This is a genomic window from Enterococcus sp. AZ171 (genome assembly GCF_051714005.1).
GTDB lineage: Bacteria > Bacillota > Bacilli > Lactobacillales > Enterococcaceae > Enterococcus_B > Enterococcus_B pernyi.
This window is the reverse complement of record NZ_JBIORA010000001.1, coordinates 2,725,001-2,738,960: the sequence shown is the minus strand read 5'-3', so window position 1 is coordinate 2,738,960 and position 13,960 is coordinate 2,725,001. Positions and strand designations below refer to the sequence as shown.

The window sequence follows — 13,960 nt, the reverse complement described above, 5'->3', positions numbered from 1 at the left end:
ATTATTTTTACGCGTATCTTTAAGTGTGAAAGGGTCAACCTTTGACAGAGCCGACCAATGCCCCTTTCACAAAGTACTTTTGAACAAACGGATAAGCAACCAACATTGGCACTGTAGCAATTACAATGACGGCCATTTTGATCGTCTGTGCCGGCGGGATGATATCGACAGCACTACTTTCTGCTTGCATTCCACTTGACACGATCACAATTTGACGTAACAAGATTTGGATCGGCCATTTTGAGGAATCGTTAATGTATAAAATCGCCGTCATATAAGTATTCCAATAGGTCACAGCATAAAAAAGTGAAATCGTCGCAATAGAAGGTAAAGCAAGAGGCAACATAATTTTGAAAAAGACCCCAAAATCAGTACAGCCATCCATTTTGGCAGATTCTTCTAAACTATTAGGTAAAGCTTGAAAAAAGTTACGCATGATGATCATGTTCATGGCGTTGACAGTTACAGGTAGGATCATCGACCAGTACGAATTGATCAACCCCAAAGAGCGCACCACTAAGAATGTCGGGATCATTCCACCACTAAAGAGCATGGAGAAGACAACCATAAAGTTAAAAAAGCCTCGCCCAAAAAGATATTTACGTGATAATCCATAGGCCATCAATGAAGTCACGCACATGCTGACGACTGTCCCAAGCCCAGTAACACCAATAGAAACAGCTAAAGCTCGAAAAATCGTTGGTGTAGATAAGATGTAACGATAGGCATCTAAAGAAAACGTAGTCGGGAAAAGGATGAATTTTTTTGCTACGACTTCTTGTGTAGAAGCAAATGAAGTGGCGATGATATTTAAAAACGGTACGATACAGATCAAAGCTAATAATAGTAGAAAAATAGAATTAAAAATCGTAAAGCTTTTTTCTCCAAGCGAACCCTTTTTTTTCATTTAGAGAGAACCCTCCTTTAAACCATAAGTATTTTTGTACCTCCAATCTATCATCTGCTTGAAATTACGTACATAATCATTTTTTAGGGAGGGTAAATCAGGAGGTTTCATATAGATGGAACGGGCATTTCCTAAAAAATCAAACAGATGAAGCAGAAAAGTGATTAATCAAGTGATGATCGCCAGTTACCTACGTCAGTGAAAATGATTATATACGGAATCACTTTTCTTCCTTTATGCTGTGGATAGCGAATAAAGTCACACAATGTTTAACAAGGAGGGCTTATGGAGAGTGTAAAAAGAGAGCTAGGTTCAATTACTTTATCAAAAAAGGAAGAACGAACAAAAAGAAGAAGGAAGACGATTGCTGGAATCAAAACGAATAAATTTTTGTACTTGATGATTCTTCCAGGAATCCTTTATTTCATTGTTTTCAGATATTTACCTATGGGTGGCTTAGTGATTGCGTTCCAAGACTATCAACCCTATCTGGGGATTCTGGGGAGTCCTTGGGTTGGTTTCAAGCACTTTATTCGTTTATTTACTGAGCCAACATTTTTTATGTTGTTGAGGAATACGCTGATTTTGTTTGGACTGAATATTTTTGTCTTTTTCCCAATGCCGATCATTCTGTCGCTTCTATTGAATGAAGTAACCAGCAAGCGATTCAAGAATAGTATCCAAACAATCATTTACATTCCACATTTCATGTCTTGGGTCATCATCGTCTCGATCACCTATGTTTTTTTAAATGTGGACGGTGGAGTCATCAATGAATTTTTGGCCAGTAATGGGTTAGATAAAATAAGTTTTTTGACATCACCTGATTGGACACGAACAGTCTACATTGGACAGGTGATTTGGAAAGAACTCGGTTGGTCAACAATCATTTACCTTTCTGCGATTACCGCAGTAGATACGCAATTATATGAAGCAGCCGAAATGGATGGCGCAGGACGTTTACGTAAGACATGGCATGTGACATTACCTGCGATCCGTCCAGTGATCATTACCTTGTTGATTTTGAAAATAGGTCAAACACTTGACCTAGGATTTGAGCATATGTACTTACTACTCAATTCATTGAATCGCAGTGTGGCAGAGATTTTTGATACATATATCTATACTGCTGGATTGAAAAATGGACAATTAAGTTTTAGTACTTCAATGGGCTTGTTCAAAGGTGTAGTAGGCTTGTTTATGGTCATACTTGCGAACAAGGTAGCAAAAAAACTGGGTGAAGACGGTGTGTACTAGAAAAGGAGCAAACAGATGTTGCAAAAGTTAGAGAGTACAAATAAAAAATTAATCAGACTCCTGCAACTCATTTACTTAAATTTTTTGTGGGGAATATTAGTTGTTTTGGGTCTCGGACTATTCACTTTTGGTCCAGCGTCTTACGCAATGGTCTCAGTAATCCGGAAGTGGTTACGCTCATCTGAGGATTTTCCACTGACACAGACGTACTTTCACTATTTTAAAGAAAACTACAAAGAAACGTTGTTGATCAGTTGGTTGTATTTTTCAGTTGCTTTCGTCTTATACGTAGATCTTGCCTATATCCAAAATTGGTATTTACGCGTTGTGATTTTGGTCATTAGCTTTTTTTACGTGTTATCTGCACTATATATTTTCCCAATTATGGCCCATTACCAATGGCAAGGGATGTTTTATAAAATCAAAATGGCTTTTTTATTCGGTTTTTCTCAGTTACATTATTCACTCGTTTTACTGTTGATCATTATTGGCAGTTACGCGATAATTATTCGCTTGATGCCGGGTATGTTGACGTTCATGGGGAGTAGCTTCTTCTTTTTTGCCATCACTTGGACAGCGGTGCAACTATTTGATCGTCTTAAAAAGAAAGAAGTAGCAATAGATAAAAATACATTCAGTGAAGGAGAACAATTATGAAGAAAAAAACGTTAGTAACAGCAGGGATCGGTTTACTCAGCATACTTGCTTTGTCAGCTTGTGGCAATGATTCAAGTGACACATCCGCAGATACAGAGGATGGGAAAACGCGAATCACGTGGTTGAACATTTTACATACAGCTTCACCACCTAATGATACGATCGTTGATAAAATCGAGGAGAAAACCAATACAGAATTGACGTTTAACTGGATTCCTGATGCGTCAAAAGAGGAACGGTTGACCACTGCATTAGCTTCAAATGAGCTGGGAGATATCGTGACACTACAAATTGCTATGCTAAAAAATTCCTCTGTACGAAATGCATTGAAGTCCGGTGTTTTCTGGGATGTGTCTGATTATTTAGCTGACTATAAAAATTTAAGTAAAATATCAGAGGATCGAATCGAAGCGGCAAGTATCGATGGTGCATTGTATGGCGTACCTATGCAAAAAGACTATGCTCGTGCAGGTTTAGTTATCCGGAAAGATTGGTTAGATAATCTAGGCTTAGAAGTACCAGATACATTGGATGAACTTTATGGAGTAGCAAAACAATTCACAGAAAATGATCCAGACGGCAATGGTGTCGATGATACGGTTGGTTTTGGCGATCGCGCGCCAAGTGATATCCGTTATACAAGCTTCAAATTATTCACTTCGTATTACGGCGCACCAAATGGTTGGAAAGTAGAGAGCAACGGAAAATTTACTCCCGAATTTGATACAGCTGAATATAAGAAAGCGATGGATTTTTCTAGAGATTTATTTGAAAACGGTTACTTGGCACAAGACTTTGCAGTGACTCAAAAGACAGACCAACAGGAACAATTTGCACAAGGTAAGACAGGGATCTATACCGGGATGATCGATATCAAAAACCTAAAAAATATGGGGAAAGATATTCAACCAGAGATGGAGCTTGTGCCAGTAAATAAAATATCAGATGGTGAAGATGGGGATTATCATGTGTGGTCAGAAGGAAATGGCGTAGGGGGATTATTGGCATTTCCTAAATCCTCGGTCAAAGATGAAGCACAATTGAAGAAATTACTTCAGTTTGTCGATGATTTATTAGAAGAAGATATGTATAAATTGATGACAGGTGGTATTGAAGGAACACATTACCAATTGCAAGACGATGGCGCAATCGAATATATCGACATGGATCTTTGGCAACAGGAAGTGCAACCATTGTCTAGTTCAAGACCAAGTGAAGTCACATTTTCGTTTAAAGATGCTGATCCAGAGAAAGAATTATCCAATCAATTAGTCAAGGAAAATGAACAGTTTGTTGTGTTAGATCCAACGGTTCCATTAGATTCAGAGAAAAACAATGAAGTCGGTTCAGAAATCGAAAAAATCATGATCGATGCAACTGTCCAATATATTATGGGACAAATAGATGAAGATGGATTCAAACAAGCAATCAGCAATTGGCGTGCCCAAGGTGGCGATCAAATTGCTGAAGAATACGAAGAGGCTTATAAAGCTGCACAGCAATAGTAGATATATCAAGAAAGGGCTGTAACCATTCCAACCGCAACCCTTTCTCTCTTAAAATGATTGATTGGAGGAAGAAGATTGAATTGGTCAGAGAAATTAGCAGATAGTATTATGGCGCGTACACCCTATTTGTATCTAGATAAAGGATATAAACAGAAATGGTCTTATGATTATGGCGTTGTTTTGAAAGGATTTCAGTTGTTATGGCTGAAAACAAAGGAGAAGAAGTACTTAGACTTCATCCAAACAAACATTGATTACTTCGTACAAGAAGATGGATCGATCAAAGGCTATGAATTAGAAGAATACAATATCGACCATATCAATACCGGAAAACTGTTCTTTATACTCTATAAAGAAACAGGAGATGAGAAATATCGCAAAGCAGCAGAAACTTGCGCCAAACAATTGTTGAATCACCCACGAACATCTGAAGGTGTATTTTGGCATAAGGCAATCTATCCTTGGCAAATATGGTTAGATGGATTGTACATGGGAGCGCCTTTTTATGCGGAATATATCCAAACCTTTACGTCGAAAAAAGACTATCAAGATGTTTTATGTCAATTCGAGATCAGTTATCAGCGATTGTTCGACTCAAAAACGAATTTATTGTTCCATGCGTGGGATGAAAAAAAGGTTCAACCTTGGGCGGATACAGAAACGGGATTATCTCATCATTTTTGGAGCCGCTCAATTGGTTGGTATTTGATGGCGTGTGTTGATACTTACGAGTTGTTGCATAAAGAAGTGGATTGTCGATTATTGGGGCGGATTCTGACATCCACATTAGAAGCATTGTTACCTTATCAATCAGAAACTGGCACCTGGTACCAAGTAACAACCGAAACGAATCGTAAAGGGAATTATCTAGAAGCTTCAGGAAGCAGCATGTTCGTTTATGCGATGGCAAAGGGGATTCGCATAGGAATATTGGAGAAGGAAGTGTGGTTTCCTCAGTTGAAAAAATCTTATCAAGGCTTATTTGATGAATTTGTTTTGGAAACAAAAGAAGGCTGGTTGAATCTGAATAAAAATTGCCAAGTTGCAGGTTTAGGCGGGGCGGACCAAAGAGATGGTTCTTATGCCTACTATATTAGTGAGCCAATCGTATGTAATGATCAAAAAGGTGTTGGGGCTTTTTTGCAAGCCTTAGTAGAAGTGGAAGGTGTATCTAGGTGATAAATATTTTAAGTTTAGGTGCCTCAGTCGATATACTCAACACGACGGTGATCCAACAAGCCATTGATCAAGTAGTAGAAGCAGGTGGGGGAAGAGTAACCATTCCAAGTGGGCAGTTTTTAACGGGGCCATTGTGCTTGAAAAGTAATGTGGAGTTGTATCTTTCTCCTGGAGCAGTATTGAAATTTACAGATGACCCAGCCCAGTATTCAGCCATTTTATCCAGCTGGGAGGGGGTACCTAAAAAGGTCTATGCTTCATGTATCTATGCGCAACATGCAGAAAATATTGCTGTCACTGGTTTAGGGAAATTAGATGGTAGTGGTCCTAACTGGTGGCGCATTTTTCGAGAGGAGCATGAAACACTTGAGTACCCGCGACCAAAATTGCTTGGTTTTGATCATTGTCGACGAGTAACGATTCGTGATATCCAGTTGGTCGACTCACCAAGTTGGACGATCCATCCGAATCATTGCCAAGATGTGACTATCGATCACGTAGTCATTTGTAATCCTGCTGATTCGCCGAACACAGACGGTATTGATCCAGAGTCTTGTCATAATGTGCATATCAGTAATTGCCATATTGATGTGGGCGATGACTGTATTGCGATCAAAGCAGGGACAGAGGATGCCGTTAATAAAGTGCCTTGTCAAAATATCACGATCACTAATTGTACGATGGTACACGGTCATGGTGGCGTAGTTTTGGGCAGTGAAATGAGTGGCGGGATTCGGAATGTAACGATTTCGAACTGTGTATTCCAACAAACCGATCGTGGAATTCGATTAAAGACACGCCGAGGTCGAGGTGGAATGATCGAAGATGTCCGAGTAACTAATTTGATCATGGACCAAGTACTGTGTCCGTTTGTCATCAATCTTTATTATTTTTGCGGGCCTCGTGGCAAAGATCCTTATGTCTGGGACAAGGAAGTGTATCCAATCGATGAGCGAACGCCACAAGTTCGACGTGTTCATTTTTCATCGATCACTGCTCGAAATGTTCATGCTTCCGCGGGATTTATTTATGGTCTAGCAGAACAAGCGGTTCAAGACATTTCTTTCGATCATGTCGATATATCAATGGCAAAAGATGCAAAAGCGGGCGTGCCAGCTATGATGACAGGTTTAGAACCCATGCGCCAACAAGGATTTTATGTGCGGTTTGGTAAGCATATTTCTTTCCAGCAGATCACGATCGATCATCATGAAGGACCAGCGATCATGATTGAAGATTCGGAAGATATCGAAATTAAACGTATGCGATCGACAGAGTTGGATAAAAAGAATGTATCTATTATAGAAGGAACTTAAATAAAATGGAGTTGATCGAGTACTTAGGGAAAGACGCACGTTGCTTGAGACCGAGTGGTAGCTGTTTATCACAAAAAATCATCGATGATCAAGTAATTGAGTATTATCAATTGATATTAAATGATCTTGAACCTGTTTCTGCCATTTATGTTTATCCAGTAAAAAAGAAGGGACCTTTGCCTGCTGTGATCTATCTGCATTCACATGGGGGTGATTTTTCACTAGGAAAAAGTGAATTACTAGCAGGTGCATCCTATTTTGTAGAACCTTCGTTTGCAAAGGCCTTGACGAGTATGGGGTATGGTATATGGGCGATTGATGCTTGGGGATTTGAAGAACGCGGCGGAATTGCTGAAAGTGAACTTTTTAAGCGATTCTTATTAACAGGACGAACACTTTGGGGAATGCGGCTCTTTGATGTGCTAAGCTTGATCGACTACTTGGAAACACGAGAAGATATTGACACACAACGTATCGCAACGATCGGGTTATCTATGGGTGGACTATTAAGTTGGTGGACAAGTGCATTGGATGAACGTGTGAAAGTATGTATTGACCTAGCTAGCCAAGTAGAGGTTGAAACACTCTTGAAACATCAAATGTTAGACTACCACGGTTACTATTATTATGTTCCTGATTTATTGACGGAGTATACGACCCTAGCTATTCAGCAAAAAATTGCTCCTCGTAAACGCCTCACTATAGTAGGAAAAAACGATCGAATGTGTCCAACAGAAGGCGTCTGTCGCTTGAATAAACAGCTAGATTTGTATTATCAACAATTGGGAGTGCCAACGAATTTTCAAGGATACTCTTTAAATGGTGGACACTTTGAAACACGTGATATGCGAATGAAGTGGCAAGCATTTTTAAAGGAGTACCTATAATGAAGACAGAAATCGTGATCGACCCGATTCCAAGAAAAGCAGACTATCAGACCATTCAAGCAGGAATTGCTCATCTTAGCTCATTGCCGAATTACGTAAAAAAGACCATGATCATTCGAGAAGGGGTCTATCATGAATATATCGAATGTCGGCTGTCAAATTTCCAAATGTTTGGACAAGGAGAAGTAAAGATTGTTGGATGCCGTTTTGCGAAACAAACACTTTCATCTGGTGAAGCAAGAGAAACATTTCGAACCGCGACACTATTTCTTGAAGGAGAAAATATTCGTCTCGAAAATATACAAATCATCAATAACGCTGGTGCAGGAGAACAAGTAGGTCAAGCAGTCGCGCTATTCAATTATGCCCATCAAGTCCAGTTGATCAATTGTCGGTTGTGCGGGCAACAAGATACATTATGCACAGGACCGTTGCCTCCGATTCAAAAAGATGGTCGCCCATTTTTTACCCCAGTGTTAAAGGAGCGTAAGTATTGTCGGCAATCTTATGAACGATGTTGGATCGAAGGGACGGTAGACTTTATTTTCGGTGGGGCAGATGCGTTGTTTTACCGCTGTTTCATCCACAGTTTGGTTAGTTCTTCTAATGGTTATATCACAGCCGCTTCAACGGTAAAAGAACAAGAACGAGGTTTTCTTTTTTTTAGGTGTGCAATCATTGCAGATTACGAGGCACCTTCTATCTATTTAGGTCGACCTTGGCGTCCGTATGCTCAGGTGACATTTGAAGAGTGTGATGTAGGAGCGCATGTCTACCAAAGTGGCTGGCATGACTGGGATGAGAAACAAAACAGACAAACAGCACGCTTTTATGAAAAAAATAATAGGTATCAAAGGGGAATTTGTCGCGAAGCATGGGTTACTGTGGAAACGGAGGTCGATTAGATGACGAAAAAATGGGAAATAACTTTTGGCTTGATCGGTGGGTCTACCGCTTTGTTGTTTTTTGGTGGGATTGCTGTGACCTTCAATCAAATGTCTCTTTCAAATTTCCGAGAAACATACCAAGCTCTCTCATTAGAGGGCCTTGGTAGTGTAAAAGAAACCTTTGAGTCACTACGGAGCATGACGGGGGTGTTTAACGTTAGCCTATTCCTCTCATTGGTTGGGCTGTGTCTGGCTCTTTATCTATCGTTGAAGGGAAAAGCAAGTCCGATGGCGGCACTCATTTATTTGATTTCAGGAGTCCTGCTGTTGTTCGGTACACAATTCATTGCGTACCCTTTTGTCTTTTTCTATCTATTAGCAGCGGGTTCAAGTATGTATCGCCAAAAAATAGAGCAAAGGTGGAGATCAAATGTTTCAAAGTAAAGTAGTCAATCCAATCATTCGAGGATTTAATCCGGACCCGAATATTTTGAAAGTGGGTAGTTCTTATTATGTGATCGTTTCTTCTTTTGAGTGGTTACCAGGTATTCGTGTATATGAATCGACAGATCTGATTAATTGGGAACATAAAACAGATATTTTAACTGATCAAGTATCGTTAAAGGGTCATCCAATCAATGGAAGTATCTGGGCGCCACAAATCAGTTACTCAGCTGGGCGATTTTATCTTATTTATACAGAGGTTAAAAGCGTAACACGTCCTTTTAAAGACACCCACAATTACATGATGATCGCAGAGGATATCAATGGACCTTGGGAAAGTCCAATCTATCTAAATAGTAGTGGTTTTGATCCCTCGCTTTTTCATGATCCACGTACAGGTAGGAAATGGCTTTTGAATGAAATCTGGGATTTTCGACTAACTACACCTAATAAATCAGCAGGGATCGTCATTCAAGAATATGATGCAAAACAAAAACAACTAGTCGGGTCGATTCACACGATCTTTACAGGAACCGAACTCGCAAAGACCGAAGCACCTCATCTTTACTATGTCAATGATTACTATTATTTGCTGACTGCTGAAGGTGGTACTGGTAGTGGACATGCTGTTACCGTGTGTCGTAGTCGTGATTTGTTAGGACCATACAAAGTCGATCCCCAAAATCCAATGTTGACAGCAAGTGGTTATCCAAGCTCAAGTTTACAATGTGCGGGACATGCAAGTTTAGTTCAAACAGAATTCGACAGATGGTATATAGTCCATCTTTGTACTCGCCCTATCGAAGGTGTTGCTATCTTAGGTAGAGAAACAGCTATTCAAGAAGTGTATTGGACGGAAGACTATTGGTTGCGGATAAAAGAAGGAGGAAATGAACCAAGAGAGATCGTCACCATTCCAACACAAGAGAAAGTGATCCAAAAGATCAATTCTTGTTTTTTTGATGATTTTGCAGGTGAAATGAAAAAAAGTTGGAACGCTCGTCGTTGTTTACCAAACATAACTTGGTGCGATTTGACTAGCCGATATGGCTATCTAAGAATGCTCGCAGGAGAATCACTGCAGTCAACGTTTGACCAACACTTATTAGCGATACGGCAAACAACGTTTTCATTTATTGCACAAACTAAGATGGAATATGAGCCAAAGCACTTCAACCAAATGGCTGGGCTGCTTCTTTTTCTAAATGAAGAAAATTATTATTATTGCTGTATGACCTGGGATGAAAAGATAGGGAAGTGTCTCCGATTACTTAGTGCAGTTGACGGTCATGTTACGATTAGGCCTGAAATTTATCCGCTAAGAGGAAGAGAGACAGTGATTAAAGTAGTTGTTGAAAAGACTTTTGGACAATTTTATGTGAAACGTTCGCAAGACTGGAAAAAAATCGGTGCTGAAATTGATGTGCAGACACTAACAGGTGGTTTTACAGGAAACTTTGTTGGTATTGGTGTGCATGATTTAAACGTAAGAGGAGGGAGCTATGCTGATTTTGATTATTTCAACTATCAGGAAATAGAAATGGAATGAAATAAATAAAAAAAAGATTAGGTGCAGTGAAAGTTAAATTTTACCTTGACCAATCTTTTTTTTAATGATAGTATAGTCAACGTTGCTGAAACATGAAAACAATCATGAAATTTGTTTAAAAGTTTTATTGACAATCATAATTCCATGTGATAATATAACGAAGTTGGTTATGAGAGATGAGTTTTTAGATGTTGATTTTATTAAGGAATAAACAAAAAAACATGTTGACAAATAACGAACAACAAGTTATTATAAGTGAGTTGCTAAAACGACCTCGTGAAAAACGAGTTGAAAAAACTTTTAAAAAATAGTTGACAATCATCCGAGAGTTTGCTAAGATATAAAAGTTGCTACGGCAATCACAAACGATAAGTTGAGGCAGTTGTGTTTCAATTATCACGTAGACCTTTGAAAACTGAACAAAGTAAGACAAACCAAATGTGTAGGGCGTCTTGATTCAATTCAAGACAACAAACATTTTTAACAAGCAAGCAATATGCTAGCAAACAATTGAGCTTAACAAATGAACTATATGATGTTCGAAAGTAAATTTCGAACTACAGTTCCACATCAGCTTTCGCTGTGAGGAACTAGCATATTATGAGAGTTTGATCCTGGCTCAGGACGAACGCTGGCGGCGTGCCTAATACATGCAAGTCGAACGCCTCTTTTCCCACCGGAGCTTGCTCCACCGGGAAAAGAGGAGTGGCGAACGGGTGAGTAACACGTGGGTAACCTGCCCATCAGAAGGGGATAACACTTGGAAACAGGTGCTAATACCGTATAACAATCGAAACCGCATGGTTTCGTTTTGAAAGGCGCTTTACGGTGCCGCTGATGGATGGACCCGCGGTGCATTAGCTAGTTGGTGAGGTAACGGCTCACCAAGGCCACGATGCATAGCCGACCTGAGAGGGTGATCGGCCACATTGGGACTGAGACACGGCCCAAACTCCTACGGGAGGCAGCAGTAGGGAATCTTCGGCAATGGACGAAAGTCTGACCGAGCAACGCCGCGTGAGTGAAGAAGGTTTTCGGATCGTAAAACTCTGTTGTTAGAGAAGAACAAGGGTGAGAGTAACTGTTCACCCCTTGACGGTATCTAACCAGAAAGCCACGGCTAACTACGTGCCAGCAGCCGCGGTAATACGTAGGTGGCAAGCGTTGTCCGGATTTATTGGGCGTAAAGCGAGCGCAGGCGGTTTCTTAAGTCTGATGTGAAAGCCCCCGGCTCAACCGGGGAGGGTCATTGGAAACTGGGAGACTTGAGTGCAGAAGAGGAGAGTGGAATTCCATGTGTAGCGGTGAAATGCGTAGATATATGGAGGAACACCAGTGGCGAAGGCGGCTCTCTGGTCTGTAACTGACGCTGAGGCTCGAAAGCGTGGGGAGCAAACAGGATTAGATACCCTGGTAGTCCACGCCGTAAACGATGAGTGCTAAGTGTTGGAGGGTTTCCGCCCTTCAGTGCTGCAGCTAACGCATTAAGCACTCCGCCTGGGGAGTACGACCGCAAGGTTGAAACTCAAAGGAATTGACGGGGGCCCGCACAAGCGGTGGAGCATGTGGTTTAATTCGAAGCAACGCGAAGAACCTTACCAGGTCTTGACATCCTTTGACCACTCTAGAGATAGAGCTTCCCCTTCGGGGGCAAAGTGACAGGTGGTGCATGGTTGTCGTCAGCTCGTGTCGTGAGATGTTGGGTTAAGTCCCGCAACGAGCGCAACCCTTATTGTTAGTTGCCATCATTTAGTTGGGCACTCTAGCAAGACTGCCGGTGACAAACCGGAGGAAGGTGGGGATGACGTCAAATCATCATGCCCCTTATGACCTGGGCTACACACGTGCTACAATGGGAAGTACAACGAGTCGCGAAGTCGCGAGGCTAAGCTAATCTCTTAAAGCTTCTCTCAGTTCGGATTGTAGGCTGCAACTCGCCTACATGAAGCCGGAATCGCTAGTAATCGCGGATCAGCACGCCGCGGTGAATACGTTCCCGGGCCTTGTACACACCGCCCGTCACACCACGAGAGTTTGTAACACCCGAAGTCGGTGAGGTAACCTTTTTGGAGCCAGCCGCCTAAGGTGGGATAGATGATTGGGGTGAAGTCGTAACAAGGTAGCCGTATCGGAAGGTGCGGCTGGATCACCTCCTTTCTAAGGAATATTACGGAGACTACACACGTTTGTCGATACTTTGTTCAGTTTTGAGAGGTCTACTCTCAAAATTTTGTTCATTGAAAACTGGATATTGAAGTAAAAATGTAAGTAATACAAACCGAGAACACCGCGTTGAATGAGTTTTTTAATAAGTTCAATTGCTTATTTTTCTTGATTGGACTTCTATCGCTAGAAGAAAGATCAAAACCCAACCGTAAGGTTGATAAGGTTAAGTGAATAAGGGCGCACGGTGGATGCCTTGGCACTAGGAGCCGATGAAGGACGGGACTAACACCGATATGCTTTGGGGAGCTGTACGTAAGCTATGATCCAGAGATTTCCGAATGGGGGAACCCAGCATCTTTTATAGGATGTTACGTATACGTGAATACATAGCGTATACGAGGTAGACGCAGAGAACTGAAACATCTAAGTACCTGCAGGAAGAGAAAGAAAATTCGATTCCCTGAGTAGCGGCGAGCGAAACGGGAAAAGCCCAAACCAATGAGCTTGCTCATTGGGGTTGTAGGACTCCAATATGGTAGTTCTTTCAGATAGTCGAATGACTTGGAAAAGTCAGTCAGAGAGGGTGAAAGCCCCGTAGATGAAATTTGGAAGGCACCTAGGAGGATCCTGAGTACGGCGGAACACGAGGAATTCCGTCGGAATCCGGGAGGACCATCTCCCAAGGCTAAATACTCCCTAGTGACCGATAGTGAACCAGTACCGTGAGGGAAAGGTGAAAAGCACCCCGGAAGGGGAGTGAAATAGAACCTGAAACCGTGTGCCTACAACAAGTCAAAGCCCGTTAATGGGTGATGGCGTGCCTTTTGTAGAATGAACCGGCGAGTTACGATTGCATGCGAGGTTAAGTTGAAGAGACGGAGCCGCAGCGAAAGCGAGTCTGAATAGGGCGTTTGAGTATGTAGTCGTAGACCCGAAACCATGTGATCTACCCATGTCCAGGTTGAAGGTGCGGTAAAACGCACTGGAGGACCGAACCCACGTACGTTGAAAAGTGCGGGGATGAGGTGTGGGTAGCGGAGAAATTCCAAACGAACTTGGAGATAGCTGGTTCTCTCCGAAATAGCTTTAGGGCTAGCCTCGGAATTGAGAATGATGGAGGTAGAGCACTGTTTGGACTAGGGGCCCATCTCGGGTTACCGAATTCAGATAAACTCCGAATGCCATTCATTCATATCCGGGAGT

General features: G+C 41.5%; 10 protein-coding genes and 2 rRNA genes (1 of these 12 only partly in view). 11 read left to right on the top strand and 1 reads right to left on the bottom strand.

Translation table 11 applies throughout. The annotated features are described in order from the left end of the window. Positions 1 to 34: 34 nt before the first annotated feature. Complete coding sequence (locus tag IGJ49_RS13165) at positions 35 to 907, bottom strand: carbohydrate ABC transporter permease (RefSeq protein ID WP_224434276.1); 873 nt, start codon at positions 905 to 907, stop codon at positions 35 to 37. A gap of 285 nt (positions 908 to 1,192) precedes the next feature. On the opposite strand from IGJ49_RS13165, the gene IGJ49_RS13160 reads away from it, so the two are divergent. The 11 genes from IGJ49_RS13160 to IGJ49_RS13110 all read left to right on the top strand — a co-directional run. Continuing rightward, on the top strand, positions 1,193 to 2,164 hold the full coding sequence (locus IGJ49_RS13160; RefSeq protein ID WP_224434275.1) for an ABC transporter permease: 972 nt from the start codon (positions 1,193 to 1,195) through the stop codon (positions 2,162 to 2,164). Positions 2,165 to 2,179: 15 nt separating this feature from the next. Next, positions 2,180 to 2,821, top strand: coding sequence for a YesL family protein (locus tag IGJ49_RS13155; RefSeq protein ID WP_010734176.1), 642 nt, complete (start codon positions 2,180 to 2,182; stop codon positions 2,819 to 2,821). Further along, the gene (locus IGJ49_RS13150) at positions 2,818 to 4,326 is read left to right on the top strand and encodes an extracellular solute-binding protein (protein WP_023520458.1); all 1,509 of its coding nucleotides are present in this window, start codon (positions 2,818 to 2,820) and stop codon (positions 4,324 to 4,326) included. The genes IGJ49_RS13155 and IGJ49_RS13150 overlap by 4 nt, the downstream gene beginning before the upstream one ends. Before the next feature lie 78 nt (positions 4,327 to 4,404). Continuing rightward, entirely contained in the window at positions 4,405 to 5,508 is a 1,104-nt protein-coding gene (locus tag IGJ49_RS13145) for a glycoside hydrolase family 88/105 protein (RefSeq protein ID WP_010734178.1), read from the top strand. Then, the gene (locus IGJ49_RS13140; protein ID WP_224434274.1) at positions 5,505 to 6,824 is read left to right on the top strand and encodes a glycoside hydrolase family 28 protein; all 1,320 of its coding nucleotides are present in this window, start codon (positions 5,505 to 5,507) and stop codon (positions 6,822 to 6,824) included. The genes IGJ49_RS13145 and IGJ49_RS13140 overlap by 4 nt, the downstream gene beginning before the upstream one ends. A 5-nt stretch (positions 6,825 to 6,829) precedes the next feature. Continuing rightward, entirely contained in the window at positions 6,830 to 7,711 is an 882-nt protein-coding gene (locus IGJ49_RS13135; protein WP_224434273.1) for an alpha/beta hydrolase family protein, read from the top strand. After that, entirely contained in the window at positions 7,711 to 8,616 is a 906-nt protein-coding gene (locus IGJ49_RS13130) for a pectinesterase family protein (protein WP_153830607.1), read from the top strand. Before IGJ49_RS13135 ends, IGJ49_RS13130 begins: the two co-directional genes overlap by 1 nt. Then, on the top strand, positions 8,617 to 9,042 hold the full coding sequence (locus IGJ49_RS13125) for a DUF4064 domain-containing protein (RefSeq protein ID WP_153830608.1): 426 nt from the start codon (positions 8,617 to 8,619) through the stop codon (positions 9,040 to 9,042). After that, positions 9,029 to 10,591 carry a glycoside hydrolase family 43 protein gene (locus IGJ49_RS13120; RefSeq protein ID WP_375152531.1) on the top strand — a complete coding sequence of 521 codons (1,563 nt, stop codon included), beginning with the start codon at positions 9,029 to 9,031 and terminating at the stop codon, positions 10,589 to 10,591. Before IGJ49_RS13125 ends, IGJ49_RS13120 begins: the two co-directional genes overlap by 14 nt. 596 nt (positions 10,592 to 11,187) lie before the next feature. Continuing rightward, positions 11,188 to 12,748, top strand: a 16S ribosomal RNA gene (locus IGJ49_RS13115). A 230-nt stretch (positions 12,749 to 12,978) separates the two neighbouring features. After that, positions 12,979 to 13,960, top strand: a 23S ribosomal RNA gene (locus tag IGJ49_RS13110); it runs 1,933 nt beyond the window's last position. Together the 16S and 23S rRNA genes form the textbook arrangement of a ribosomal RNA operon.

Bases quoted from the DNA above. Each gene is read 5' to 3' on its own strand.
- IGJ49_RS13130 (WP_153830607.1), top strand. From the start codon at position 7,711: ATGAAGACAGAAATCGTGATCGACCCGATTCCAAGAAAAGCAGACTAT.
- IGJ49_RS13160 (WP_224434275.1), top strand. From the start codon at position 1,193: ATGGAGAGTGTAAAAAGAGAGCTAGGTTCAATTACTTTATCAAAAAAG.
- IGJ49_RS13165 (WP_224434276.1), bottom strand. From the start codon at position 907: ATGAAAAAAAAGGGTTCGCTTGGAGAAAAAAGCTTTACGATTTTTAAT.
- IGJ49_RS13125 (WP_153830608.1), top strand. From the start codon at position 8,617: ATGACGAAAAAATGGGAAATAACTTTTGGCTTGATCGGTGGGTCTACC.
- IGJ49_RS13155 (WP_010734176.1), top strand. From the start codon at position 2,180: ATGTTGCAAAAGTTAGAGAGTACAAATAAAAAATTAATCAGACTCCTG.
- IGJ49_RS13135 (WP_224434273.1), top strand. From the start codon at position 6,830: ATGGAGTTGATCGAGTACTTAGGGAAAGACGCACGTTGCTTGAGACCG.
- IGJ49_RS13120 (WP_375152531.1), top strand. From the start codon at position 9,029: ATGTTTCAAAGTAAAGTAGTCAATCCAATCATTCGAGGATTTAATCCG.
- IGJ49_RS13150 (WP_023520458.1), top strand. From the start codon at position 2,818: ATGAAGAAAAAAACGTTAGTAACAGCAGGGATCGGTTTACTCAGCATA.